The sequence below is a fragment of the Corynebacterium kutscheri genome (assembly GCF_000980835.1).
Lineage (GTDB): Bacteria > Actinomycetota > Actinomycetes > Mycobacteriales > Mycobacteriaceae > Corynebacterium > Corynebacterium kutscheri.
This window is the reverse complement of the sequence record NZ_CP011312.1, coordinates 2,040,686-2,064,693: the sequence shown is the minus strand read 5'-3', so window position 1 is coordinate 2,064,693 and position 24,008 is coordinate 2,040,686. Positions and strand designations below refer to the sequence as shown.

General features: G+C 48.8%; 18 protein-coding genes. 9 read left to right on the top strand and 9 right to left on the bottom strand.

The features are described from left to right. Window positions 1–24: 24 nt before the first annotated feature. Window positions 25–2,583 (top strand): DUF5979 domain-containing protein, encoded by a 2,559-nt coding sequence (locus UL82_RS10700; protein ID WP_052735946.1) that lies wholly within the window; start codon window positions 25–27, stop codon window positions 2,581–2,583. A 91-nt stretch (window positions 2,584–2,674) separates the two neighbouring features. On the opposite strand, the gene UL82_RS09320 is transcribed toward UL82_RS10700, so the two are convergent. Then, window positions 2,675–3,715: a hypothetical protein gene (locus tag UL82_RS09320; RefSeq protein ID WP_052735945.1), complete on the bottom strand. Its 1,041-nt coding sequence runs from the start codon at window positions 3,713–3,715 to the stop codon at window positions 2,675–2,677. A 29-nt stretch (window positions 3,716–3,744) separates the two neighbouring features. Beyond that, the gene (locus UL82_RS09315) at window positions 3,745–5,739 is read right to left on the bottom strand and encodes an HtaA domain-containing protein (protein WP_052735944.1); all 1,995 of its coding nucleotides are present in this window, start codon (window positions 5,737–5,739) and stop codon (window positions 3,745–3,747) included. Between the two features lie 510 nt (window positions 5,740–6,249). On the opposite strand from UL82_RS09315, the gene UL82_RS09305 reads away from it, so the two are divergent. Continuing rightward, window positions 6,250–7,485, top strand: a complete 1,236-nt coding sequence (locus tag UL82_RS09305; RefSeq protein ID WP_052735943.1) for an alpha/beta hydrolase — start codon at window positions 6,250–6,252, stop codon at window positions 7,483–7,485. Between the two features lie 96 nt (window positions 7,486–7,581). On the opposite strand, the gene UL82_RS09300 is transcribed toward UL82_RS09305, so the two are convergent. Beyond that, the gene (locus UL82_RS09300) at window positions 7,582–8,925 is read right to left on the bottom strand and encodes an AI-2E family transporter (RefSeq protein WP_046440617.1); all 1,344 of its coding nucleotides are present in this window, start codon (window positions 8,923–8,925) and stop codon (window positions 7,582–7,584) included. Window positions 8,926–9,428: 503 nt separating this feature from the next. Between UL82_RS09300 and dnaK the strand changes: the two genes are divergently transcribed. From dnaK to adhP, 6 genes are all read left to right on the top strand, one after another. Further along, complete coding sequence (gene dnaK, locus UL82_RS09295; RefSeq protein ID WP_046440615.1) at window positions 9,429–11,258, top strand: molecular chaperone DnaK; 1,830 nt, start codon at window positions 9,429–9,431, stop codon at window positions 11,256–11,258. A gap of 1 nt (window position 11,259) precedes the next feature. Next, window positions 11,260–11,859: a nucleotide exchange factor GrpE gene (gene grpE / locus UL82_RS09290; protein WP_046440613.1), complete on the top strand. Its 600-nt coding sequence runs from the start codon at window positions 11,260–11,262 to the stop codon at window positions 11,857–11,859. A 258-nt stretch (window positions 11,860–12,117) separates the two neighbouring features. After that, entirely contained in the window at window positions 12,118–13,311 is a 1,194-nt protein-coding gene (gene dnaJ / locus UL82_RS09285; RefSeq protein WP_046440612.1) for a molecular chaperone DnaJ, read from the top strand. A gap of 41 nt (window positions 13,312–13,352) precedes the next feature. Further along, window positions 13,353–13,754 carry a heat shock protein transcriptional repressor HspR gene (locus UL82_RS09280; RefSeq protein ID WP_046440610.1) on the top strand — a complete coding sequence of 134 codons (402 nt, stop codon included), beginning with the start codon at window positions 13,353–13,355 and terminating at the stop codon, window positions 13,752–13,754. A 473-nt stretch (window positions 13,755–14,227) separates the two neighbouring features. Continuing rightward, window positions 14,228–15,748, top strand: a complete 1,521-nt coding sequence (exaC, locus tag UL82_RS09275; protein ID WP_046440609.1) for an acetaldehyde dehydrogenase ExaC — start codon at window positions 14,228–14,230, stop codon at window positions 15,746–15,748. Between the two features lie 217 nt (window positions 15,749–15,965). Continuing rightward, window positions 15,966–17,000 carry an alcohol dehydrogenase AdhP gene (adhP, locus tag UL82_RS09270; RefSeq protein ID WP_046440607.1) on the top strand — a complete coding sequence of 345 codons (1,035 nt, stop codon included), beginning with the start codon at window positions 15,966–15,968 and terminating at the stop codon, window positions 16,998–17,000. 99 nt (window positions 17,001–17,099) lie between these two features. On the opposite strand, the gene UL82_RS10695 is transcribed toward adhP, so the two are convergent. Both UL82_RS10695 and UL82_RS09260 read right to left on the bottom strand, forming a co-directional pair. After that, on the bottom strand, window positions 17,100–18,320 hold the full coding sequence (locus UL82_RS10695) for an alpha/beta hydrolase (RefSeq protein ID WP_052735942.1): 1,221 nt from the start codon (window positions 18,318–18,320) through the stop codon (window positions 17,100–17,102). 13 nt (window positions 18,321–18,333) lie between these two features. Continuing rightward, window positions 18,334–18,585, bottom strand: a complete 252-nt coding sequence (locus UL82_RS09260) for a hypothetical protein (RefSeq protein WP_126316645.1) — start codon at window positions 18,583–18,585, stop codon at window positions 18,334–18,336. Window positions 18,586–18,707: 122 nt separating this feature from the next. Here UL82_RS09260 and UL82_RS09255 point away from each other — a divergent pair, with 122 nt between their 5' ends. Continuing rightward, window positions 18,708–19,526, top strand: coding sequence for a carbon-nitrogen hydrolase family protein (locus UL82_RS09255; protein ID WP_046440603.1), 819 nt, complete (start codon window positions 18,708–18,710; stop codon window positions 19,524–19,526). A 63-nt stretch (window positions 19,527–19,589) separates the two neighbouring features. Here the strand turns inward: UL82_RS09255 and UL82_RS09250 are convergent, their stop codons facing one another. From UL82_RS09250 to cmtR, 4 genes are read right to left on the bottom strand one after another with little or no spacing between them, the layout of a single operon-like run. Continuing rightward, window positions 19,590–20,699 (bottom strand): ferredoxin reductase domain-containing protein, encoded by a 1,110-nt coding sequence (locus UL82_RS09250; protein WP_046440601.1) that lies wholly within the window; start codon window positions 20,697–20,699, stop codon window positions 19,590–19,592. A gap of 18 nt (window positions 20,700–20,717) precedes the next feature. Continuing rightward, on the bottom strand, window positions 20,718–21,587 hold the full coding sequence (locus UL82_RS09245; protein ID WP_232009481.1) for an LLM class flavin-dependent oxidoreductase: 870 nt from the start codon (window positions 21,585–21,587) through the stop codon (window positions 20,718–20,720). Then, the gene (locus tag UL82_RS09240) at window positions 21,571–23,475 is read right to left on the bottom strand and encodes a heavy metal translocating P-type ATPase (RefSeq protein WP_046441467.1); all 1,905 of its coding nucleotides are present in this window, start codon (window positions 23,473–23,475) and stop codon (window positions 21,571–21,573) included. The genes UL82_RS09245 and UL82_RS09240 overlap by 17 nt, the downstream gene beginning before the upstream one ends. After that, window positions 23,472–23,840, bottom strand: a complete 369-nt coding sequence (gene cmtR, locus UL82_RS10955; protein ID WP_083966463.1) for a Cd(II)/Pb(II)-sensing metalloregulatory transcriptional regulator CmtR — start codon at window positions 23,838–23,840, stop codon at window positions 23,472–23,474. The genes UL82_RS09240 and cmtR overlap by 4 nt, the downstream gene beginning before the upstream one ends. Window positions 23,841–24,008 lie beyond the last annotated feature (168 nt).

Sequence of the window (24,008 nt, the reverse complement as noted above, 5' to 3'; positions counted from 1 at the left end):
GTGTATGGTAAGGAGACTATTTCCGTGGATAATGTAGGTTCCGCTACTGTGTTGGCGGCGAGGGAACAGAGATGGCGATCAAGCTTCATCGCTGTGTTGGTAGTCATTGGCATGATTTTTGCCTTGATTCCTTTTGCACCACCAACTCAGGCAGCAGAGCGCGCTGCTGATTACATTACTGAGGCACAGATTAGCCGGGAGCAGTCAAAAGAAAGCCCTCTTTATGCCGGATCGGCAGTTTATTTTGCTTTCAAATGGGATGCTTCTGAATATTATAGTACTGAAAAGGCGCCGCAAGCAGGCGATACTATGACGGTATCTCTTCCTAGCTGGGCGAAATTTGCAGATGCAATAGTAGATATGAAGGATGATGAGGGAAACATCCTTGCTACATGCGTGCAAACTCCAACCATTATCGTCTGTACTTTCACTGATTTTGTTGAAGGTAAGATTGATCTTCACGGTGACTATAAAACAGCAGTTTATTTGCAGGAAACACAAACTATTACGCCTACGCAGTTTCCAGTAGGGTCGGCAGATGTGATCGTCGATATTACTTCGATTGCTACTCCGGATGTTATTGATAAAGGCATTATTAAGCACGTAACCCCACAACCTAAATTTGAGATTCTTAGCGGTAAAGCTTCGAAGCATGGCCATTTTTTTGGTGTTCGTTCCAAATCTGATGGACAAAATGTTCTTCGTTGGAGCATTGTGGTTCCTGGTACCGGTGGAAATATGGTTGTTACCGATACTTTTACCAATAACCAGCAGCGCGCTAAGCATTTTGATCGCGAAAATATTCGCGAAAGTGTTGAGGTGCGATACCGTGATAGAGAAGCAGAAGGCAACCAAGGCGGTTATTGGAACTTAGATACTGATATACCAGCAGGTACCGCTAAGCTTCTTGATCATAGTTTATACACGACCACCTGGACCGAAGTTGATGGTCAGGCACGGCTAGAAGTAAGCATTCCAGATACAAATAAGGATTATGTTTACGATGTTATCGTTTTTACCACCATTGCTGCTGATGGAGTCAAGAATGGCGATAAAGTATCAAATACTGCCTATATCGATGGCAAATTGGTAAATTCGGTTGTTACTGCGCGCAACACAGTCAATGCATATGGTGAAGGTCGTGAGGGTTTTGGCAATATCTATATTTATAAGACTGTGGTCGGTATGGATAAGGCACCAGCTGATTATGTAGCTAAGATTAAGGCTGAGCTTACTTATCTGGATAGTAAGACTGAAACCAGAATTATTGAAGTCAAACCGGGCACAACCATTGAACAAGCCGGAAAAATTTTGGATCTGCCTGCAGGAACTGAAGTAACTCTATCGGAAGCAGATGCAACTGACATTCCAGGTTACACAAAAGTAGGTGTGGAGTTTGGCGAAGGCAAAGACGGAACCACCACTGGTAGTGCGGATGTAAAAATTTCTGAGGATAAAACTTCTATCAGCGTCATTGTGCGTGATGCGGGGAATACCGATGTTGGTGTTTCGAACATTTACCTTCCAGTCAAAGCTCAAATTGGTTTGACAAAGGTCATTCAAGGTGAAGCAAAAACTTTGGTAGCAGACGATCATGAATTTGATGTTCAAGCTTCATGGACTGACGAAGCTGGAGTGCCACAAGAACGCACATTAAAAATTGTTCAGGATGAAGTCACCTTATTAGAGGAGCTTCCATTGGGTACCGTTGTGACCTTGAAAGAACTTCTACCAACTGGTACTACTCCGCTTGTCTGGGCAACACCACGTTACTCAACTGATAGAGCTGGGGTTAACCTTAAAGACAATGGTGATGGCACGGCGACAGTCGTGGTATCAGAAACACCAGACAATAAAGTTGCTCTGGTTTCGGTAGAAAATAGTGCCAGTAGGCAAGAAGGCCAGATAGGTCTGACCAAAGTTGTAGGCGGCCTTGCTGCAGGGAGTTCTCAAGGGTCATCACAAAACCCACGTGAGTTTGATATTCAGGCCTCTTGGGTAGATACAGCCGGGGCGAAACAAGAACGCACGCTAAAGATTACTGAAGGTAAAACCACCCTATTAGAGAAGCTGCCAGTTGGCACAGTTGTTACCTTGAAGGAAATTATGCCTGAGAATACGGCAATTACTTCGTGGTCTACACCTGGTTATTCTTCCGATAACACTACTTTGAAGCTAACCGATAACGGCGATGGAACAGCGACTGTGGTTATCCCTGCAACTGATGATAAACCAGTCGTCGTTACCGTGAATAACACTGCCAATATTCCATGGTGGTGGTTGCTGCTACCACTAGCGCCGCTGTTTATCCCACCGATTCTTTCGGGATCTTCCGATGGTTCCAGTGGATCTTCACAGGGTTCTTCGGCTACAACTACGGTGGTTCCACCTACTAGCTCTACGCCAATAACTTCAGTACCACCGAAGACAACAGTTCCATCAGAGAAGCCAACCACACAGCAGTCGTTGCAGAAACGATTGGCAGAAACTGGTGCCAGTGTGCTGGGTATGTTGGGTTTCGCAGTAGCATTATTGCTAGCTGGTTTGGGCTTTGTTGTCTTAAGCCGCAAGCGTAATAAATAATCGACGCTACGGGACATAATTACGAAAAGGGCTGAGGTGAAGCGTGATGCTTTACCTCAGCCCTTTTTAGTTAAGTGTTAGGTGGCAGATATTAGCGCCAAGGAAGCGCAATATGTCCCAGCATGGGGGAAACAAAATGCCATATAGTAGCCAGTAGGCCTGCTAGGCCTAGAGCGCCAAAAAGATAGACCAACCAGGAATTACTTGGTTCGCTAGGCTCTGGTGTTTCTGAGTTGTCTGGGTTCTTTGGATCAGGTGCTTGCGAAGAGCTAGAGCTTGTCGACGGTGAGGTGGTAGTTGTGTGAGGGTTCTTTTCCTCAGGTTTTGCTATTTCACCGAAACGGGTGGTGAGCATGGTTAGATTTTTCTCGCCAGCTTCCTCAACCTTGTTTTTGTCGAAAGAATCCTTGGCGGCTGCGATACGCTCTAGTTTTTTATCCTCATCGCTTGTCTTATGATGGGTCAAGCTATCGGTGAGATATTTTTCAGTAACCACCCAGTTGACGATGCTATAGGCATTAACCTCATGGTTAGTTGGTGGGTTAGCTCCACTTTGCTCGTCGATAAAGTCTTTGAGGCGACTATAGCCTTCGCTAGCAATTTTCGAGGTGACATTGAGAGCCTCATGGGAAGTACTAGGCCCCGGTGCCTCGAGTGCTTCTTTGTATAGCTGTGTTTTCCTTTCTAAGAGCACCGGTAAAGCTTTTTTCGACTCTTCCAGATCAATGCCCACCTTAGCTAGATCGAGTGCTCGGGCATCATCATTGCCTTCCATTTTTAAGATGGACAGCGAAACTCGTGCTTTTGCCATGAAACACGCTTTTTCAGCCTCCGCATGGGCAAAACGTTGCTGTTCAGTTGCGGTGTAGTACTTATCGAATTTTTCTTTGCCACTGGCACTGTGGATAACATGACGCACCCGAGCAACCGAGACTAAAGCATTAAGTTCTGGCTCGTACTTAGCGGAATCAGCTGCTTTATTGATGCGGTAGCCATGTACCATCGAATCGCTTGTTTGTGCTTGAGCAATTGCTGGATAAGCAGTACCTACCGCAGTGGTAGCAATGGCGGTGCCGCTGAGAATAAGGGAAGCACTAAGGGGCAGTGCTAGCAGATGAGAGATTTTCTTCATGAGGGGAATTCCTTGTTGAACGTTAGGATTTAACGGAAGAAGTGACGAAGATGATTATTAACGGCTACGGCGATAAAACTTAAGCCGCCGAGAACCGCAAAGAGGACAGGTAAGACGGTGCGCAGATTGAACCATCCTTTTTCCGAAGAGCCAGTGTTGGAAGAACTAGAGTTGGTGGAACCTTCAGAACTTGGTTTGTTGTGCTGGCGTTCTCGCTCTAGTCGCTCTCTTTCCAACCGCTCTTGTTCTCTGCGAGCTAGATCTTTAAGTTTTTCTAGTTCCTCATCGGATTCTGGTTGCGGTATGGGATTGTGCAACCGAATATAGCTGAGATGCTCGAGATGGTCTTTGCGGGATTCATCGAGGGTTTGTACATAGATGGTGCCGTTTTTAGCAATGAGGAAATCATCATGTGCTCGGTTGGAGGTTTCTCGACCATTAGGTAGCACGATCGAGCGATGAACCTTAAAGGTTGCTGGATCCATCCAATTGAGGGTGCCGGTTTTACCATTAAGCTGTATCATTTCGCCATCGAGAAAAGCGGCACCTGCCCAGTCTTTTGTTGCCTCAGTATCGGTAATGGAGTTAACTGCGGTGACATTACGGTTGGCGTATGTGAGTGTTTGAGCACCACCATGAGGAATACTGCGCACAATAGTGGTTCCATCAGTGTTAATGGTGGTGAGCTTTTTAGTATACGAGTAGGTAGAACCTGGCATCAGCTTGAAAAGCTCGCTATCAGCAGTGGCGTTAAGGTCGATGGAAAACATAAAGCCCTTGGTGGAACGGCTATTTTCACCAGTACTTATTTCTGTGCCTGGGGCATAAAGGAAGGTGCCGTCGTTCATTTGTGCCATCTCGACGAGTTCATTGTAAAAATCGTAGAGTCGTACATAAGGGTTACCACTTGTTGCTGCGCTTAGTCCGGGCAGGGTATTTACCGCAGGAAGTTTTACTTCGCGGGTGTTATTGCCGTCGTAAACAGTGAAGTAGGTATCGTCGTTTTCGCTACTTCCGGCAAGAGAAACGCTAAAAACTTTCTGGGTAGTTGGTTCTACCCCAAGGGCATAGATGGTTTTGGAAGTTTTTTTAAAAATCTCTGGGGTGCCAAAACCGGTATCATTAACTGATACTCGCCAAATAGCGGTGCGGTTTTCCACGGTGCTAGTACCGTCTTCTGCTGCGGCGTAGTAGAGGTAGCCGTTTTCTGGGTCGAGAGCAACAATATTGAGTTTGCTTACTGGTGCTTCTTGTTGCGCAATGTGGTTAAGTTTTTTATCTAGGAGGGTAAAACCAAATTCGGCGGTGCTCATAAGGATGCGGTTGCCGATAAAGAAGGGGCGATTGAGATGGTCATAGTCTCTAGGAGAATCCCAGGTTTTCTCAGCAACGCGTAGTGCCGAGGCATCATTGCTGGGACGCTCACCTTCGCCGGTGTAGGTGAGCGCAACCGGATCAAGCCCTTCGTTAAGGTTATAGAAATTGGAGAACATTTTTAGCCCCTCTTCGGTAAGTGAGGTGGCAATGTTTGACCAATTAATGGTGCCGTCTTTTTTGCTAAACCGAGCACTAGCAGTATGTAGCTGTACAATTTTTACTGGGTTTTTAGGTGCGTAGGTTTCACCAGAAAGATACTGTCTCGAGCTGACCATTGCTTCGATATATGACCCGTCATCATCAATAACAACTTTAGGGTTACTGAATTTGAGGTCGAGGTGGCAAAAACCTTCTAAAGGCTTTGTTGGGTCGGTGCAATATTTCCGATAGTGCACTCCACCACTAAATTGTGCTTCCATGCGTTCTTGGGAAGCATCGTAGCTTTGCGATTCTAGCGGAAATTTAAATCCGTTCGCAGTTGCGGTGGCACCGTCGAGAAATGCAGAGGGGCCGCCGGTGTAGTTATTGAAACTAGCGCGGATTCCCCAGAATAAGTTGCCTTCGGCTGGGTTGGCATGAACAGGAGCAATAGGTAATAGGGCAAGGCTAATGAGAGGGATAAGAATACGGCGGGCAACCGTAGACATAAGCCTGATCCTTTCTTGAGGGATAAAATTTATCGCCATATAAAGCTATCTGCTTAGGTTTGCCTTTGTTTAGTTTCTTTTTCTTTGGGGGTGGCCTGGCTATGGTTGTGGTGTGGAGTGAATTGTGCAAAATTGCATGTCATTAGTGCGGGTTATCTGATTGTTTGTTAAATGTGATCTGTTCGATAGCTGAAAGTATGACCCCAGAAATGACGTCTAATGCCTGATTCTTTAAGAGTTTCTTACTTAACGACGCTTGCCTGCAGTGTTTAATGGGTGTTGCCCACGCAAGGAAATGATGTGCCTTAATTGTCCTTGTAGCTATAAAAATAGTTTTCATTACCGCTGTTTGCGCTAACACCCATATATTTTCTAGGTAAAAGTAATTTCGACGGTCGTGTGCTATTTGCCAAGGTAATACCGTTGATTAAGTGAAAAAATCGGTGAAAGAAATAGGAAAGCAGGTTTTTGATTAGTTTTTCTTCTTAGCTTTGGTTAAGAATTATAGCTATGACTTTTCGAGCATGGGCACGCAGTATGGTGAGTATTCTTGGTACAACCGCGATGGTAATGGCATCGGCAGCCTACTTGCCAGCAGGAGCTATTCCAGCTGTTGATGAGGCGTATGAGACTTTTGTCGGCGTCGATGAGCCCAGTGCTATGGTAGTGCAGCAGCTTTCAACAACGCTATCGGCAGAAGGAATAACGCTGGGAGCGCCTTCTTTGTTTGGTAGTTCTGATCGTACTCAACCAGCAGTAACCCCTGAGCTAGCTGGGGCACCATCGCAACGTTGGGTAGAGATGCCGCATGCTGAGTTGGATATGAACCCACAGGTTCTTGATCGATTAGTTGAATTTGCACAGGTAGATGGCAAACGGGTACGTCAGATTAATGCCTATTCGCCGAGTATGGATCGTACTATTCCATTGGTGTGGATTCGTCCCGAAGATACTTCTAAACCACATCCGGTAGCTTATTTTCTTAATGGTATTGACGGTGGTACCGGGGATGGGCATTGGCTGGGTAAAACCGACATTGTCAATTTCTATGCCAATAAAAATGTACATGTGATTGTGCCCATGCAGGGTGCGGTGAGCTACTACGCTGACTGGTTAGAGCCGAATCCATTTTATGGCGGCAAAAAAGAAATGTGGGAAACCTTCCTAGTCCATGAGCTGGTGGAGCCTTTAGAAAAAGCCATTGGTGGTAATGGAATGCGCAGCCTGGCTGGCAATTCAATGGGAGCAGCAGCAGTTTATAATATTGCCGCACATCATCCAGGGTTTTATAACTCCATTGGTGCTTTTTCTGGTTGTGCTGAAAGCAATTCTTTGTGGGGGCGTATGGTTATGTCAGCTACTTTGTCTGCACATGGTATTGCGCCGCAAACGGTTTTTGGCCCGGTAGATAGCGCCTACGCGCGGTACAATGACGCCTTGTTGAATGCAGAAAAATACCGTCAACAGCCCAACATATGGATTGGAACTGCTAGTGGTTTACCAAGCCAGAATGATCTAGAGTGGATGCGCACTGGGGAAATTTCTAGTAATCCAGTAGAAGTTCTTTCCGGAGGAAGTATTGAGATGGCCACGAATTATTGCACTCATCGGATGAAAGCGAAGTTGGAGGCGCTGAATATTCCGGCCACCTATGATGTGCACAATACCGGTATTCATGAGTGGTCCTTATGGGCGCAGCAACTTGATTCATATTGGCAAGTGCAGCGAAAAGGATTTGGTCTTTAAATAACTCCATCGCTTGTGCTGTTTTCTATATAAAAAGTCTCGGCCACTGAATAATGGTGGCCGAGACTTTGCGGTATGTGGACGTTTTATGTGTAGCTATTTTTCGTCGCTAGGCTCTTGAGTATTTTTGCGACGTCCGGCCAATTTGGCTAGGTGGCTATACACGGCACTAAAGGCTTCTGCGCCTGATGTGGTGTTTTTGGTTTCTTTGGCGGTGGCGATCTCAATATCGTCGATAGTGATTTCTCCAGCACGCAGACTTACCAACTCGGAATGATAACGCAACACGACGGCGATAGTTGCTGCAATAGGTACTGCTAAGAAAGCTCCGATGATGCCGAAAAGAGTGCTACCTAAGGTTACAGAAAGCAAGATAACTGCGGCGTGCAGGTTCATAGCTTTGGATTGCAGAACTGGTTGCAATAAGTTGCCTTCGATCTGCTGGACAATAAGAACTAGTAGTAAAACAAGAATGGCGTTGGTAAGACCATTGGATACTAGGGCAATAATTACTGCGAGTGCACCGGCGGTAAAAGCACCGATAATTGGGATGAAACCACCGAAGAAAGTGATAACTGCTAGGGCAAGAGCTAGAGGCACCTTTAAAATAATTAGGCCAATACCAATCAGTACTGCATCGACGGCAGACACGATTGCTTGGGTGCGTAGGAAGCCGCCCAAAGTATTCCAAATGCGAATACATAGTTCAGAGATGTGCCAACCAGCATTATTGCCAGCGTAGCGACGTACCATTGGCAGGAAGCGGTCGCCATCTTTGAGGAAGAAGAAGGTGAGCACCAAAACGAGTATGAGGGTGACCAGAATCGAGCTGGCGGTGGATACACCGGTAAATACGCCGGAAGCAATATTGGAAGATTGCTGTTGGATATAGGAAACAATGCGGTCGCTTACTTCATTGATTTGTTCGGAATCAATATTTAGCGGTGGACCTTGAATCCACTTCTGAATTTGGGTAATTCCATCGGTGGCTTGGGTAGCGAGAGCACGTGATTGGCTAGAAATTGAGGGAGCAATAGCAACAAAGACCGTGCCAACAATAGCAAAAGCGCCAATAATTGTCGTAAGCGCAGCTAGTGCTGGTGGGAATTTATAAGAACGTAGCCGTTGTACTGGTGGATAGAGCACGGTAGCGACCATGAGTGCAAGCAGCAGTGGTAGTACGCCTGCCCAAATAGTTCCCAGTGCCCGCCAGAGCAAGTAGCCGGCGCCAGAGAGAATGATCAGACGTAGTGCCCAGCTTGATAGCCAACGTCCGTCGGCACCAAGAATGATTGAACGGTCAATGGTCGGGTTGTTGGTATTGACGGTAGTAGGGTCGAGATTAGCTTCAAGTGCAATCGGATCGGAGAGTCCGAGGCTCTCGTCGATACGGTCGCTGAGATCATCGTGTGGCAAAGAGTTTGGGTTATTCGTATCCATTGAGCACCATTTTTGCATAAAGCCAAAGAAAAAATAAACAATTTTGTGCTCTGAAGTGAAAAATAAAATAATGATAACCAGCTATTTATGGGTTTAGATGGGTCTTGATCCGGGGATGCTTTTGTTTTTGTTGCATTGGGATAAATAGATCTGGGTGTGGGTAGTTACTCTATAATTTTTAATGGCTGATGCCGATATTTACTAGTGCTGCAACGGTTAAGCGTAGACATTATTTAAAAACTTGAGTCTTACTGACTTAACTTTTTGTCGACATTGGGCCATTGGTATGAAATGAATAAATAGCCTTTTAACTGCAAATATGAAAAAAGTTGAGTGGGTTGGGAACAACTTTTGATATTTATGCGTTGGAGAAAGTGTCAGGTTGAGTGACATTGACGCAAGGAAGTGTTAGAGTATCTCTTAAAGTTGAGTCAGATACAATCAACTTGATAAAAATTGCATTATTTAAACGATAAAACATTATTAATTATGGAGGAATTTTCATGTCTCGTGCAGTAGGTATCGATCTTGGTACAACCAACTCTGTTGTCGCTGTCCTAGAAGGCGGCGAGCCAGTTGTTATCGCTAACTCTGAGGGCTCTCGTACCACGCCATCGGTGGTCGCTTTCGCTAAAAACGGTGAGGTGCTTGTTGGCCAGTCTGCTAAGAACCAGGCAGTAACCAACATTGACCGCACTATTCGTTCCGTAAAGCGCCACGTTGGTACCGATTGGAACATCGGCATTGATGAGAAGAACTACACCCCACAGGAAATCTCGGCACGTACCTTGATGAAACTTAAGCGTGATGCTGAGTCCTACTTAGGTGAGGACGTTACCGACGCTGTTATTACTGTTCCGGCTTACTTCTCTGACGCACAGCGCCAGGCAACCAAAGAAGCAGGTCAGATTGCTGGCCTGAACGTGCTACGTATTGTTAATGAGCCAACTGCTGCTGCTTTGGCTTATGGCCTAGAAAAGGGCGAGAAAGAGCAGACCATTTTGGTCTTTGACCTTGGTGGCGGTACTTTCGATGTTTCTCTTCTTGAGATCGGCGATGGTGTTGTTGAGGTTCGTGCAACCGCTGGTGACAATGAGCTAGGTGGCGATGACTGGGATCAGCGCATTGTTGATTGGCTCGTCGAAAAGTTTAAGAGCGCTCAAGGTGTTGATCTTTCCAAAGATAAGATGGCTATGCAGCGTCTGCGCGAAGCTGCGGAGAAGGCAAAGATTGAATTGTCTTCTTCTCAGTCCGCTTCGATCAACTTGCCATACATCACCGTAGACGCAGACAAGAACCCATTGTTCTTGGATGAAACTCTATCGCGTACCGAGTTCCAGCGTATCACCCAGGATCTTCTCGATCGCACCAAGGCTCCATTTAATCAGGTAGTCAAGGACGCTGGTATTCCAATTTCCGATATTGACCACGTGGTTCTTGTTGGTGGCTCCACCCGTATGCCTGCGGTATCCGATCTTGTGAAGGAACTGACCGGTGGCCGTGAGCCAAACAAGGGTGTTAACCCAGATGAGGTTGTTGCTGTTGGCGCTGCTTTGCAAGCTGGTGTGCTACGCGGTGAAGTAAAGGACGTTTTGCTTCTCGACGTAACCCCACTTTCGCTAGGTATTGAGACCAAGGGTGGTGTGATGACCAAGCTCATCGAGCGCAACACTACTATTCCAACCAAGCGTTCCGAGACCTTCACCACCGCTGAGGACAATCAGCCTTCGGTACAGATTCAGGTATTCCAGGGCGAGCGTGAAATTGCTTCGGCTAATAAGCTACTTGGCTCTTTCGAGCTTGGCGGTATTGCTCCTGCTCCACGCGGTGTGCCACAGATCGAGGTAACCTTCGATATCGATGCTAACGGTATTGTGAGCGTATCGGCTAAAGACAAGGGCACCGGTAAAGAAAACACCATTAAGATCCAAGATGGTTCCGGTTTGTCTCAGGAAGAAATTGATCGCATGGTCAAGGATGCTGAGGCACATGCTGAAGAGGACAAGAAGCGCCGCGAAGAGCAAGAGACCCGTAACTCTGCTGAGAATATGGCCTACCAGACCCGTAAGTTCTTAGAGGATAACGGCGAGAAGATTTCTGAATCCACCAAGACTCAGGTGACCGAGGCTGCCGATGCAGTTGATGAAGCACTCAAGGGCGAGGATCTCGAGGCTATTAAGCAGGCCGTCGAAAAGCTTTCCACCGTAAGCCAAGAAATGGGCAAGGAGATCTACGAGGCAGAAGCTGCTAACGCCGCCGCTGGCGAAGCCGGTGAAGCTGATCCTAACGTTGTCGATGCTGAAATCGTCGACGAGGACGAGGAGAAGAAGTAAATTGTCTACCGACGATTTTGCTCATGATCCAGAGGATATAAGCCCTCAAGCTGATCAAACCGATGGTGAAGATCTTGCTGCTGAGCTTGATCCTGAGCTCGTTGCCGAGATGAAGGAAGCGCTCGGTGAACTTGGTGAAACTGAGCTTATTGAGGAAGTAACTGATACTGAGGAAACCGAAAGCTCTGTTGAAGTTCAACTTGCTGAGCGCACCGAGGATTTGCAGCGGCTTAGTGCGGAATACGCTAACTACCGACGCCGTACCGAGCGTGAGCGCTTAAATGCAATCGAAACGGCAAAAGCACAAGTGTTAAGCCAGTTGCTGCCGATTCTTGACGATCTCGATCTTGCTGACCAGCATGGCGATCTTGAAGAAGGACCGTTGAAGGCTTTTCGGGATAAGTTTGTCTCTACTTTAGAAACCCAAGGAGTTCATTCCTTTGGTGAGGTAGGCGATAGCTTTGATCCGGAGCGCTATGAGGCTGTGCAAGATTTATCCGAGGGTGAAGAAAAACTAGTGGGCACTGTGTTACGTAAAGGCTACGTCTTTGGTGAACGACTTATCCGTAACGCTATGGTGATTATTTCCGATCCCAGCTAAGTTATTTTGCTAAACCAAAATTAAAAGACCGCTTTCTTAAACTTTAAGAAAGCGGTCTTTATTGTGTATAAGGCAAGCGTTAAAAAACCTAGTGAAGGTTGCCAATAATGGACTCAATTAAAGTTAGTGCTGTAGACTCAACTTTAGTGTGAAAACCGCGCTCACGGGGAATATTGCTCCGAAAATGCTGGTTGCACAAAGTAGTGAAATAAACAATAAAATTTTAGAAATTTACTAGTTAAAAGGACAAATATTATTATGGCACCAAAAAATGAATGGGCAGATAAAGATTATTATGCTGACCTAGGAGTTTCCAAAACTGCTTCGGAAGCAGAGATTAAAAAGGCTTATCGTAAATTAGCGCGGGAAAATCATCCTGATTCTAACCCAAATAATAAGGTTGCTGAAGAAAAGTTTAAGCAAGTCGCTGAGGCTTATGATGTTATCGGTGATGAAATAAAGCGTAAAGAGTACGACGATTTTCGCACCATGATAAGCCGTGGCGGGTTTGGCGGCTTTAGCCAGAATGGAGGTTCAGGTTTTCCTGGTGGGTTTCGTAGCGCCCAAGACTTCGACCTCTCAGATATTTTCGGAAATCGATCTGGATCGCCTGGAGGCTTTGCTGAAGAAGGCGGTCTTGGGGATATCTTCGGTAGCTTGTTCAACCGTGGTTCTTCTTCTAGCAACACAGCGCGGAAAACGCGCGGGGCGGACGTCGAAACGCAAATAACGCTTTCCTTTGTTGAAGCAGCCAAAGGAATAACCATTCCGGTTCAATTAACTGGTGATGCACCCTGCCAGGTATGTCATGGTTCTGGCAGTAAGAGTGGCGCAACGAGCACATGCCAGGTATGTCATGGTTCTGGTTTTACTTCAGAAAATCGTGGTGCTTTTGGCTTTAGTGCTCCGTGTACCAATTGTGATGGCACAGGGAAAGAAGTCACCGATCCATGTGATAACTGCCATGGAATGGGTACGACCAAACGCACTCGCTCTATTATGGTACGTATTCCAGTCGGTGTGATTGACGGACAAAAAGTTCGGTTAGCTGGCCAAGGTGAAGCCGGACCTCATGGAATGCCAGCAGGTGATCTTTTTGTTACCGTCAATGTGAGAAAACATGAGGTTTTCACCCGCTCTGGCGACGATCTCGAAGTGAGTGTGCCGGTTAGTTATGCCGAGCTTGCTTTAGGCGACACTATCGAGGTACCCACCTTGGATAAACCGGTGCGGCTTAAAATTCCCGCTGGTACGCCTCATGGACGAGTACTACGTGTTCGTGGTCGTGGGATTGAAAAGCGCGGTGGTAGTGCCGGAGATCTTTTGGTTAAAGTTGAACTAGTTGTGCCAAAGGATCTCGACGCGGCTGCAATAAGTGCGCTACGCAACTATACCCAGCTGGAAAAAGAATCCGGGTTTGATCCACGTTCTGGATGGGCTGGTTTGATTTAAAAAATTACTGAACAGTTACCTGGGTAAGGAAGGAGGAACTGATGGCTGAGAAAAAAGAGAGCGAAAGCCGGGAAGTATTTGTTATTTCGGTTGCCGCTGAACTAGCCGGAATGCATGCACAGACTTTGCGTACCTATGATCGCATGGGTTTGGTAACGCCTGAGCGTACTCGTGGTGGGGGACGTCGTTATTCGCGTACCGACGTGGAGCTTTTGCGTGCCGTGCAAAAATTAAGCCAAGAAGATGGAGTTAATCTTGCTGGTATTAAGGCAATTATTGAGTTAAAAAAAGAAAACGAACGTTTGTGTGAGGAAAATAAAAAACTTCGTGAAGAAAACTATTCTTTATCCCGAAGGCGTTCGCGTGGCGAGGTTGTCCATGTTCCCCGTTCTACTGCGGTAGTGATGTGGGATCCACGGCGGGGAAGAAAAAATCGCGGATAAAAACCACTAGCGTTAAGCGTCTATGCGGGCACTGTTTTACAGTGTCCGCATTAGCTTTTTTATTTTCTTTTAGCGAAAGAATGTGTAGTAAAGTCGATACTTTTGTTAATGATAGCTATTGTCAATTTCATTTAAAGGATCCGGTTAAAGTGGTGTGGTAGCACTAATGCTGGGCATGAAAGGATTTTTAAATATCTAATTAAACTGGCCTTATGAGGTTTTTGTGAGGTATTTTCCTGCCTAGGTTTTTAGGTTTACCTAGGCTTATTAAATTGCATTTTATTTTCTTTATTGGAAATAGAGGGTAGCTTGCGGGGGTGATGTACGGGTGAGTCGAAGGTGACAAATTTTTGTTTTAAATGACTTACATATCAATTAATGGTTATTCTGGTTGCATGTAAAAAATTGTGGTATGTTCCACTTTTTTTAAAAAATGTGAACAATTCTTTGTTCCCTTCCAGAAAGGAACCATTATGACTGTTTACGCACCTCCCGGAACCGAAGGCTCGATTGTTCAGTTCCGTGCTCGCTATGAGAACTACATTGGTGGCCAGTGGGTAGCACCAATTGATGGCCGGTATATGGATAACATCACGCCTATTACTGGTGAAGTTTTCTGCCAGGTACCGCAATCTTCAGCGGCAGATATTGAATTAGCTCTCGATGCAGCACACAAGGCAAAAGATGCGTGGGGCAAAACTTCTCCGGCAGAACGTGCTCGTATTTTGCACCATATCGGTGATCGCATTGAAGAAAACTTGGAAAAGATTGCCGTTGCGGAGACCTGGGAAAATGGTAAGGCAGTACGTGAAACGCTCGCAGCCGATATTCCACTAGCTGCTGATCATTTCCGTTATTTTTCTGGTGCTATCCGTGCTCAAGAGTCACGTACTTCGCAGATTGACGAAAACACCGTGGCTTACCATTTCTATGAGCCAATTGGTGTTGTTGGCCAAATCATTCCATGGAACTTCCCATTGCTTATGGCAGCGTGGAAGCTTGCCCCAGCTCTTGCTGCTGGTAACTGCGTGGTACTCAAGCCTGCCGAGCAAACCCCAGCTTCGATCTTGTTATTGATGGATCTTATTGGGGATCTACTTCCACCAGGTGTAGTAAATGTGGTCAACGGTTTAGGTCATGAAGTCGGTAGTGCACTGAGTACCTCACACCGTATTGGCAAGATTGCTTTCACTGGTTCTACCGAGGTAGGTAAGATTATCAATCGGGCTGCTGCGGATACAATCATTCCAGTTACTCTAGAGCTTGGCGGTAAGTCCCCCTCGATCTTCTTTGCTGACATCATGGATTATGATGATGCTTTCCAAGAAAAATGTGTTGAGGGCATGGCTATGTTTGCGCTTAACCAGGGTGAAGTATGTACGTGTCCATCGCGAGCTTTGGTTCATGAGTCTATCGCTGACGAATTCCTGGCTATGGGCGTGGAGCGGGTTAAAAAGATTAAGCTTGGTAATCCATTAGACACCTCAGTCATGATGGGTGCTCAGGCTTCTCAGGAGCAGATGGACAAGATTAGTTCTTATCTCAAACTTGGTCCAGAAGAAGGCGCTGAAGTTCTTACCGGTGGCAAGATTAATAAGATTGAGGGTTTCGATAACGGCTTCTATATTGAACCAACAATCTTTAAAGGCACCAACGACATGCGCATTTTCCAAGAGGAAATCTTTGGCCCAGTGATGTCGGTAGCCACCTTCAAAGATTTTGATGAGGCCATTAAGATCGCCAACGATACCAACTATGGTCTTGGCGCGGGTGTCTGGACACGTCACCAGAACACTGCCTATAAGGCAGGTCGTGCTATCCAAGCTGGACGTGTGTGGGTCAACCAATGGCACAGCTATCCAGCTCATGCAGCTTTCGGTGGGTATAAAGAATCCGGTATTGGCCGTGAAACTCACTTGATGATGCTTGATCACTATCAGCAAACCAAGAACTTGCTTGTCTCCTATGATGAGCACCCAACAGGTCTTTTCTAAGCAGTACTGAAAGATCAAGACACCTAATAAAAGACGTATCGACGTGTTACGAGATTTCACGACATAGGGAAATAAAAATGTGTGATTACCTACAGGTCACAGAAACTGTAGGTATTGGCAAAAAACAATAGTTGACTATGCCGAAATCCATTGATGAGTCAATAAAAGGTGTCATATCCTTGTTATTTTTTCACTAAGAATTAGAAGGGAAGAACCCATGTCAGATTTTCCAGAGCGTTTTAGCGGTGCTGTTGTCGAGAAGTTCGGTGAAAAACTAGTTATCAACGAAGTTGAGCTGCCAGTACCCGGACCAAACGAGGCACTAGTGAAAGTTATTGCTTCTGGTGTATGCCACACCGACCTTCACGCAGCAGAAGGCGATTGGCCAGTACAGCCAAAGCCACCTTTTATTCCTGGTCATGAAGGTGTTGGTGAAGTTGTTCAACTCGGCCCAGGCGAGCACAGTGTTGCACTTGGCGATATGGTCGGCAATGTATGGCTTTGGTCAGCATGTGGTGAGTGCGAGCATTGTCGTACCGGTTGGGAGACATTCTGCGATAAGGCCGAGTACGGCGGATACACCGTAGATGGCTCCTTCGGCCAGTATATGTTGGTAGACACTCGCTATTGTGCTCGCATCCCAGCAGGTGCAGATCCAGTTGAGGTTGCCCCAGTTCTGTGCGCTGGCGTAACTGTTTATAAAGGACTCAAAGTAACTGATTGTCGTCTAGGACAGTTCATGGTTATTTCTGGTGTTGGCGGGTTAGGCCATATTGCAGTGCAGTATGCAGTAGCTATGGGTATGCGAGTTATCGCAGTAGATATTGCTGATGACAAGCTCGAATTGGCTAAGAAGCATGGTGCTGAGTTCACCATTAATGCTAAGAAAGTTGACCCAGCACAGGCTGTTATGGAGTTCACTGGTACCGGAGCCCATGGCGTATTGGTTACTGCTGTGCACCCACAGGCATTTGGCCAAGCTATTAATATGGCACGCAAGGGTGGCACAATTGTATTCAATGGTCTTCCTCCAGGAGAATTCCCAGCATCAATTTTCGATATCGTTTTCAAGGGCTTGACTATTCGTGGCTCGCTGGTAGGAACACGTCAAGATCTCGAAGAAGCCCTTGATTTCTATGCTCGTGGTTTGATTAAGCCAACAGTTAAGGAGTGCGAACTAGACGATATTAACCAGGTCTTTGATGATATGCGTCATGGACTTATTGACGGACGTATGGCTATCCGCTACTAAAAATAGCGCTTTAAGAAGCTAGTTATCTGTTTTCGTTAATACACATAAGCGTATGAGGTAGTGCTTAACAGCAACTACCTCATACGTTTTTATAGTGCATTATTGTGTATCGCTACTGCGAACCCGTTTAATAAGATCTAAGAATTTTTGATTATCAAAATAAGAGCTATGTCCACCATCGAAGCGTAATTTCTCAGAATCAAAGGTTGATGCATGAGGATCAACACCATGGATAGCAACAGAATTAGCCCCAGTAAGTCCGATATAGTCTTGATTTGCTAACACGGAGTACACCTCGGAGGCATTTGGACGTGCGGGAACACCAGGGCTACCAGCTAAAATTACTGCATCGGCAATTGAATTTTGCGTATTGGTTAGACCAGCGTAACCGACTACTGTGCTGCCATAACTATGCCCGATAAGTACTCGACGAGCCGTTGGATTACGTTGGGTAAGTATGTGCTGAAATTCTTGGAGATCTTTAGCTGCTGCTTGAGCTGGTGCCCCAGAAAACGCTTTCGATATATTTTTAGGTGCGCGATAACCCAACCATAAAACAGTTGCACTAGAGGATGAAGCAGTGTGATTATGAATAAGATCGGTGCGTTGAAGATAGCTAGCTACATTATTATGTGAATTAACTCCGGCAACCAGAGTGACAATGTTGGTTGCAGTATCAATATCACCAAAACTCACTACGGTATGCCCATCGCCGGTTTCTAATAAGCGAGCATTTGGGTATTTGTGTAGTAGCTCGCGGATTTCATTTTCGGCCACAATCATATTGAGATCGTGAATAGAGTCGCTATCTAAAAGGTCAAGGTCTTTGAGCCGAAAAGCTACCGGATCGATATCTGTTGGCAGGTCATTTTCTTTTAGTAACGTGTGCGCACTTGTTTTATCCAATAAAAGACTAGCCTGGCGCAGAAACTGCAACACAGCATTTGCTGGGGTAGCAATATCCCATTGGTCTTGTACATTGTGAAAAGAATTGTTTTCGTAGACTGCACCATATTGGGTGGCAGTATTAATTAACCAGCGTGCCTGAACTTCTAATTCTTTCTGCGCACCAGCAGCCAAGTGAAGAATAGTAGCTGTACGCTGATAACTACTCGCAGTGGTATCCCAGGTGCGATGAAGTGTGTACAGACGGCCTTTTAGTGCGTTAATAGCTTGCCCATGATGTGGATTAAGATTGTAGGCATATAGTGTTTGGTGCGCAGTGATTTGTTCGTAAATATAGCGACTAGCTTGGGCAAAATGTGTACTTTGCTGATAAAGCTCATCGGAATAAAGCGGAAAAAGTGTTGAGATGCTCATTAGTTAGGCCTCTTTAGGGTTTTAAACTACTAAGGCTGTGGGCTAAGCGAGTATCACTGTCGCACACACTGCGAGCAAAATGGTGCACATCGTTAAGGGTTGCTTTTTCTTCGGTTAAACAATCAGAAAAGATGTGATGCCATCGCTGAGCAATCTGTTGACTTGCAGTAGAAAGCATAGAGGGGCTTAATACTGTGCTTACCGTAGGTGCCTCTGCAGTAACTTGTAGTGCTTGTAGTGCGGTGGGATAAAGAATCATATTCATTCTTCTAGCCTGGCTCAGTTCCAAGAAAAGGGGAAGGTTCTGTGAAAAATGGTTGTAATCTGTGGAAAATGTGGTGAGAAAAATGGTGGAAATAGAGCAGTTTTCCACATACCCTAGACTCTATGAAAGTATGTTTAGCGCAGGTCAGAACAACCGCAGATAAAAATAAGAACTATGAAATTTTAAAAAATAAAATATGGACTGCCGTAAAGCAGCAAGCACGCTTGATTGTTTTTCCTGAGGCAAGTATGCAAGCTTTTGGTACTGGGCGGTTAGATATTCAGGCTGAACCTAGCGATGGCAACTTCGTCCAACAATTGCACGCATGTGCTCGTGAGCATAATATCGGGGTTATTTTTGGCATGTTTAGCCCGGCAGATTCGGTTAACCGGGACGGAAAAACAGTGAATCGAGTAACGAACACCCTAGCGGTTTTACTTCCCGATGGTAGACAGTTTTTTTATGACAAAATCCATACCTACGATTCTTTTAATTATCGGGAATCCGATACGGTAAAACCGGGCAAAGAGCTAGTGACCTTTGAATATGAAGATATTAATTTTGGTCTAGCTACCTGTTATGATGTGCGCTTTCCGGGACAATTTCGTAGCTTAGCGCACAAGGGAGCCGAGGTTATTGTGCTGCCAGCATCCTGGGCCGGAGGCGCCGGAAAATATCAGCAATGGCAAACGCTGACTAGTGCCAGGGCATTAGACTCCACATGTTTTATTATTGCCGTAGATCAGGCGGCAAGTGGTGAAGAAGACACTAGTGCTCCCACAGGTATTGGCTATTCTGCGCTTATTGATCCAACTGGGGTTCGATTAAGAGAAGCCGGTGCGGGAGAAGAAAACTTATTTGTTGAGATTGATCCGACAGTAGTGGAGAAGACACGTAAAACTTTAACGGTGTTGTTAGCTAGTGATCATTATGCCAGCTAGTAGGTTCAGTTAGTAGAACCAGCTAGTAGACAATAATCGTACCCACCGTAGGCGCAGTTGAGGTTAATCTGTCATCCATGCGGGGATATGGTTAAAGTGCAGTGAGGAAATATTTTTGATTGGGGTACCAGCACGGATTAAAGTGCGGCTGCTGTAGTCAACACGTTGTTTGGATCCAGAAATTAAAATATCGCGGTCTTCCCAAGTACCATAGCTAGCCACTACATCCGCAGGATCGCCAAGTTGGGTAAGGTGTAAACCCCGTGGCGCAACACATGCCTGGGTGGGTCGCACCCACCAAGGATCGAGAATAGTTCCTACAACTGGGGTAACTGAAAGCCACGGGGCGCTAGCAGCAATTCCCCAGAGACTTTGTAGTTCGTACAGTTCTCCTGGAGAATCTGCGCCAACAAAAAGATGTACCCGGGGAGCATTAGTGCGCATAAGATAATCGATAATAATGCAGCGCAGTGGAGCCAACCCGGTGTTATGGCTAATCATAACTAGATCATTGCCACTGAGTGAGAGTTTCCCATAGCCGTTGGCTAGCAGCCATTTTTCGCCAATCCGTGCAGAGGCAAGCAAACCAATAGGCGTGGTTAAGTTGGTATGGAAAAGATGAAATTCTACTTGACCGTGTTCGTTGGCCGGTACTGATGGATATAAGCAACGCCATATCCCGGTAAAGTAATCGGTAGTGACTTGGAGATATTCACCAGGTTTATAGGATAGTGGAGCTTCGGCAATAAGACGTACCACAGTAATCCGGGAACTGCGCCGTTCTATTTCTACAACTTCAGCTGGTATTGGTGCAGAAAGCGTATCGACGTTCACCGCAAGCAACTGTTTCATAATTTGATCAATGCGATGCTCTACAGCAAGTACGTCGACAAGAGGAAGCGCAGAACAAATATGACAGACAGCATGTTGTAGGGCAGCTGAAAGCGGCACATAAAAAGATCTATCCACTCCGCGGTGGGCAAGATCATGTGCCCATGCCGTGATATTAAGTGGATGGCTTAGCCCTGCGATAAGAGTATCGACGAGCGATGGCTGGAGTCGAAAACTGAGCCGGGCAAGCGGAACATCAGCATAAAAATGGCTAGCAACCATCGCAAAGAACTCCTCCCGGCGGGAGGAGATTTCTGCGATGACTCTAGCGTGATTAAACACAAATTTATTATGCCAGTTTTATCCGATGGGGTACCCACTGGCGAGGCCGTTTTGAGCAGGTTCCCATCCTAATGCTGGTGCGACATGTTCGGCGAAGTTACGCAAAATATCGACATTGATTTTTACCCCAACTTGGTTAGGGATAGTTAGTAGCAAAGTGTCGGCTGCTTGCACGGCTTCGTCGGCAAGCAGTTGTTCCACAAGCTTATCGGGAGTATCAACATAAACACGGCCAAAGGTTGCCTCGTTATTGTCGATGATGCCTACTTCATCATGGGTTTGTCCGCCGCTAAAAAGTTCGCGTTCTCGCTCATTGGTTACTGGGAAAATAGAACGCGATACGCTCACTCGTGGGTTCCACTTATGTCCAGCTTCTTTCCATGCATCGCGATAGGCATGAATATGTTCAGCTTGTAATACGTTTAATGGTTTCCCAGAGCCGAATACCAAGGTTGAACTCATAAGGTTGACCCCATCATAAGCTGCTTGGATAGCACTTTTCTCGCTGGCTGCACCCCACCATATACGACGATCCAGACCTGGAGAATGCGGCATAATTGGCAGAGTAGAACCTGGCTGATAAATCTGTGGATATTGTTCTTCCAAGGGGGCTGCAGTACCTAGCCCTTCGCCACGAATAGCTGAGATAAGCTGGAGGAATTTCTCACGTGCCATACTCGCACCTTGTTCGTCGCCAGGCTGGGGAATGTAACCGAAGGTTTCATAGCTGCGTAGCGACGGTTCTGGTGAACCCCGCGAGACCCCAATTGCAAGACGCTGATCGGCAAGTAGATCGAGTGCGGCAAGTTCTTCGGCTAAGTAGAGTGGGTTTTCGTAGCGTATGTCTGAGTTATGGCGTTGGACGGAACACCTATTGCTTGCGGGCACGCGCAGCCCGCAGTCCGTTGGCGATGACGACGACTTCGGCGACCTCGTGCACGAGGACGACCGCTGCCAGGCCGAGCACGCCGGTGATCGCCAGCGGCAGCAGCACAGTGATGATCGCCAAGGACAGCACGATGTTCTGGTTGATGATCCTGCCGCCGCGGCGGGCGTGGCGCAGAGCCTGCGGGATGAGGCCAAGGTCGTGGCCGGTGAAGGCGACGTCGGCGGACTCGATCGCGGCGTCGGAGCCGGTCGCGCCCATCGCGATGCCCACGGTCGCCCCGGCCAGGGCGGGCGCGTCGTTGATGCCGTCGCCGATCATCGCGGTCGGCGACGTCTCCGAGAACCCGGCGACGATGCGAGCCTTGTCCTCGGGACGCAGCTCGGCGTGCACGTCGCCGATCCCGGCCAGCTTCGCCAGCGCAGCAGCGGTGCGGGAGTTGTCGCCAGTGAGCATGCTCACCTCGACGCCCTGGTCGCGCAGGGTCCGCACGACCTCGGGGATCTCGGGGCGCAGCTCGTCGCGGACGCCGATCGCCCCGGCCAGGAAGCCGTCGACGGTGACGAGCACGCAGGTCTGCCCCTCGGCCTCCAGGTCCTCGACCCGGGCCTTGAGCGGACCGGCGTCGATCCAGCGCGGACTGCCCACCGCCACCCTGCGGCCGTCGACCAGGCCACCGATGCCGTGCCCGGCCTCCTCGGCCACGTCCTGCGCGGCGGGGGTTCCCCGGCCCGCGGCGGCGATGGCGGCGGCGAGTGGGTGCGTCGAGTGCTGCTCCACGGCGGCAGCCCAAGCAAGCACCTGCGCATCGTCGAACCCATGGGCGGCGACGATGGCGGTTACCTCGGGCCGGTTGCGGGTCAGAGTGCCGGTCTTGTCCACGGCCAGGTGCCGGATGCCGCCGAGGCGCTCGAAGGCGGCCCCGCTCTTGATGACGACGCCGAACTTGGTCGCCGCGCCGATCGCGGAGACCACGGTGACGGGCACCGCGATCGCCAGCGCGCAGGGGCTGGCCGCGACGAGGACGACCAGGGCGCGGGTGATCCAGGTCTCCGGGTCGCCGAGCAGGGACCCGAGCACGCCGACGAGGACGGCGAGGACCATCACGCCGGGCACCAGCGGGCGGGCGATCCGGTCAGCGATCCGGGCTCGGTCGCCCTTCTCGGCCTGGGCCTGCTCTACCAGCTCCACGATCGTGGTCAGCGAGTTGTCGGTGCCCGTGGCGGTCGCCTCGACCTCCAGCACGCCGGCGCTGTTGATCGCGCCCGCCGACACCGCTTCTCCGGGCGCGACCTCGACCGGGATCGATTCACCGGTGATCGCCGAAGTGTCCAGGCTCGACCGGCCCGAGCGGACCAGCCCATCGGTCGCGACCCGCTCGCCAGGGCGGACCAGCAGCACGTCGCCGACGGCGATCTCCCTGGCCGGGACCGAGGCGGAGATCCCGTCGCGCAGCACGGTCGCGGTCTCCGGCACGAGCTTCAGCAGCGCGCGCAGCCCGCCGCGGGCGCGGTCCATCGCCTTGTCCTCCAGGGCCTCGGCGATCGAGTAGAGGAACGCCAGCGCGGCCGCCTCCTCGATGTAGCCGAGGATCACCGCGCCCACGGCGCTGATCGTCATCAGCAGCGCGATCCCGAGCTTGCGCTTCACAACGAGATTCCGGATCGCACCGGGCACGAACGTGTACGCGCCCAGCAGCAGGCCCGCCCAGAACGCGACCAGCGCCGCGATGTGCAGCCCCGACCACTCCAGCGCCAGGCCGGTGCCGAACGCGACGCCGGAGAGGATCGGCACGACCAGGCCGGGATCACGCCACCACGGGCGCTCTGCCTCCTCTGCCTCGTCCGCGGGGCTGGTCGTCGGCTCGTCGCAGCCGCAGGCGGCGCTCACGAGGCGTCCCCCGAACTGCTCGCGGCGCAGCAGCCCGGCACCGAGCAAGCCGGGTCGATGCACGGCGCGCTCTCGTCCACGGCGAGGGTCACATCGACCAGTGCCGTCAGCGCCGCGGCCAGGTGCGGGTCGGCGATCTCGTAGCGAGTCTGGCGGCCCTCGGGCTCGGCGACCACGATCCCGCAGTCGCGCAGGCAGGTCAGGTGGTTGGACACGTTCGAGCGGGTCAGCCCCAGCTCGCGCGAGAGCACCGCGGGGTGGCTCGGGCTGTCGAGCAGGGACATCAGGATGCGGGAGCGCGTCGGGTCGGCCATGGCCCGGCCGAGCCGGTTCATGATGTCAAGACGCGAAGCAATGGTCAGCATGCACTGAACTATACAGTAGCCGCTGACCTAATGTCCAGTTGTCGCGGCTGCCGCACGCGCTGCGCGCGCTTGCCCTCGTGAGGCGTGATCACCTCTTGCGCCAGCGGGGCCACTTCGGCATCCCGCGGCCCTTCCAGGTCTCCACGAGACCCGCAACCCAGCTGACGG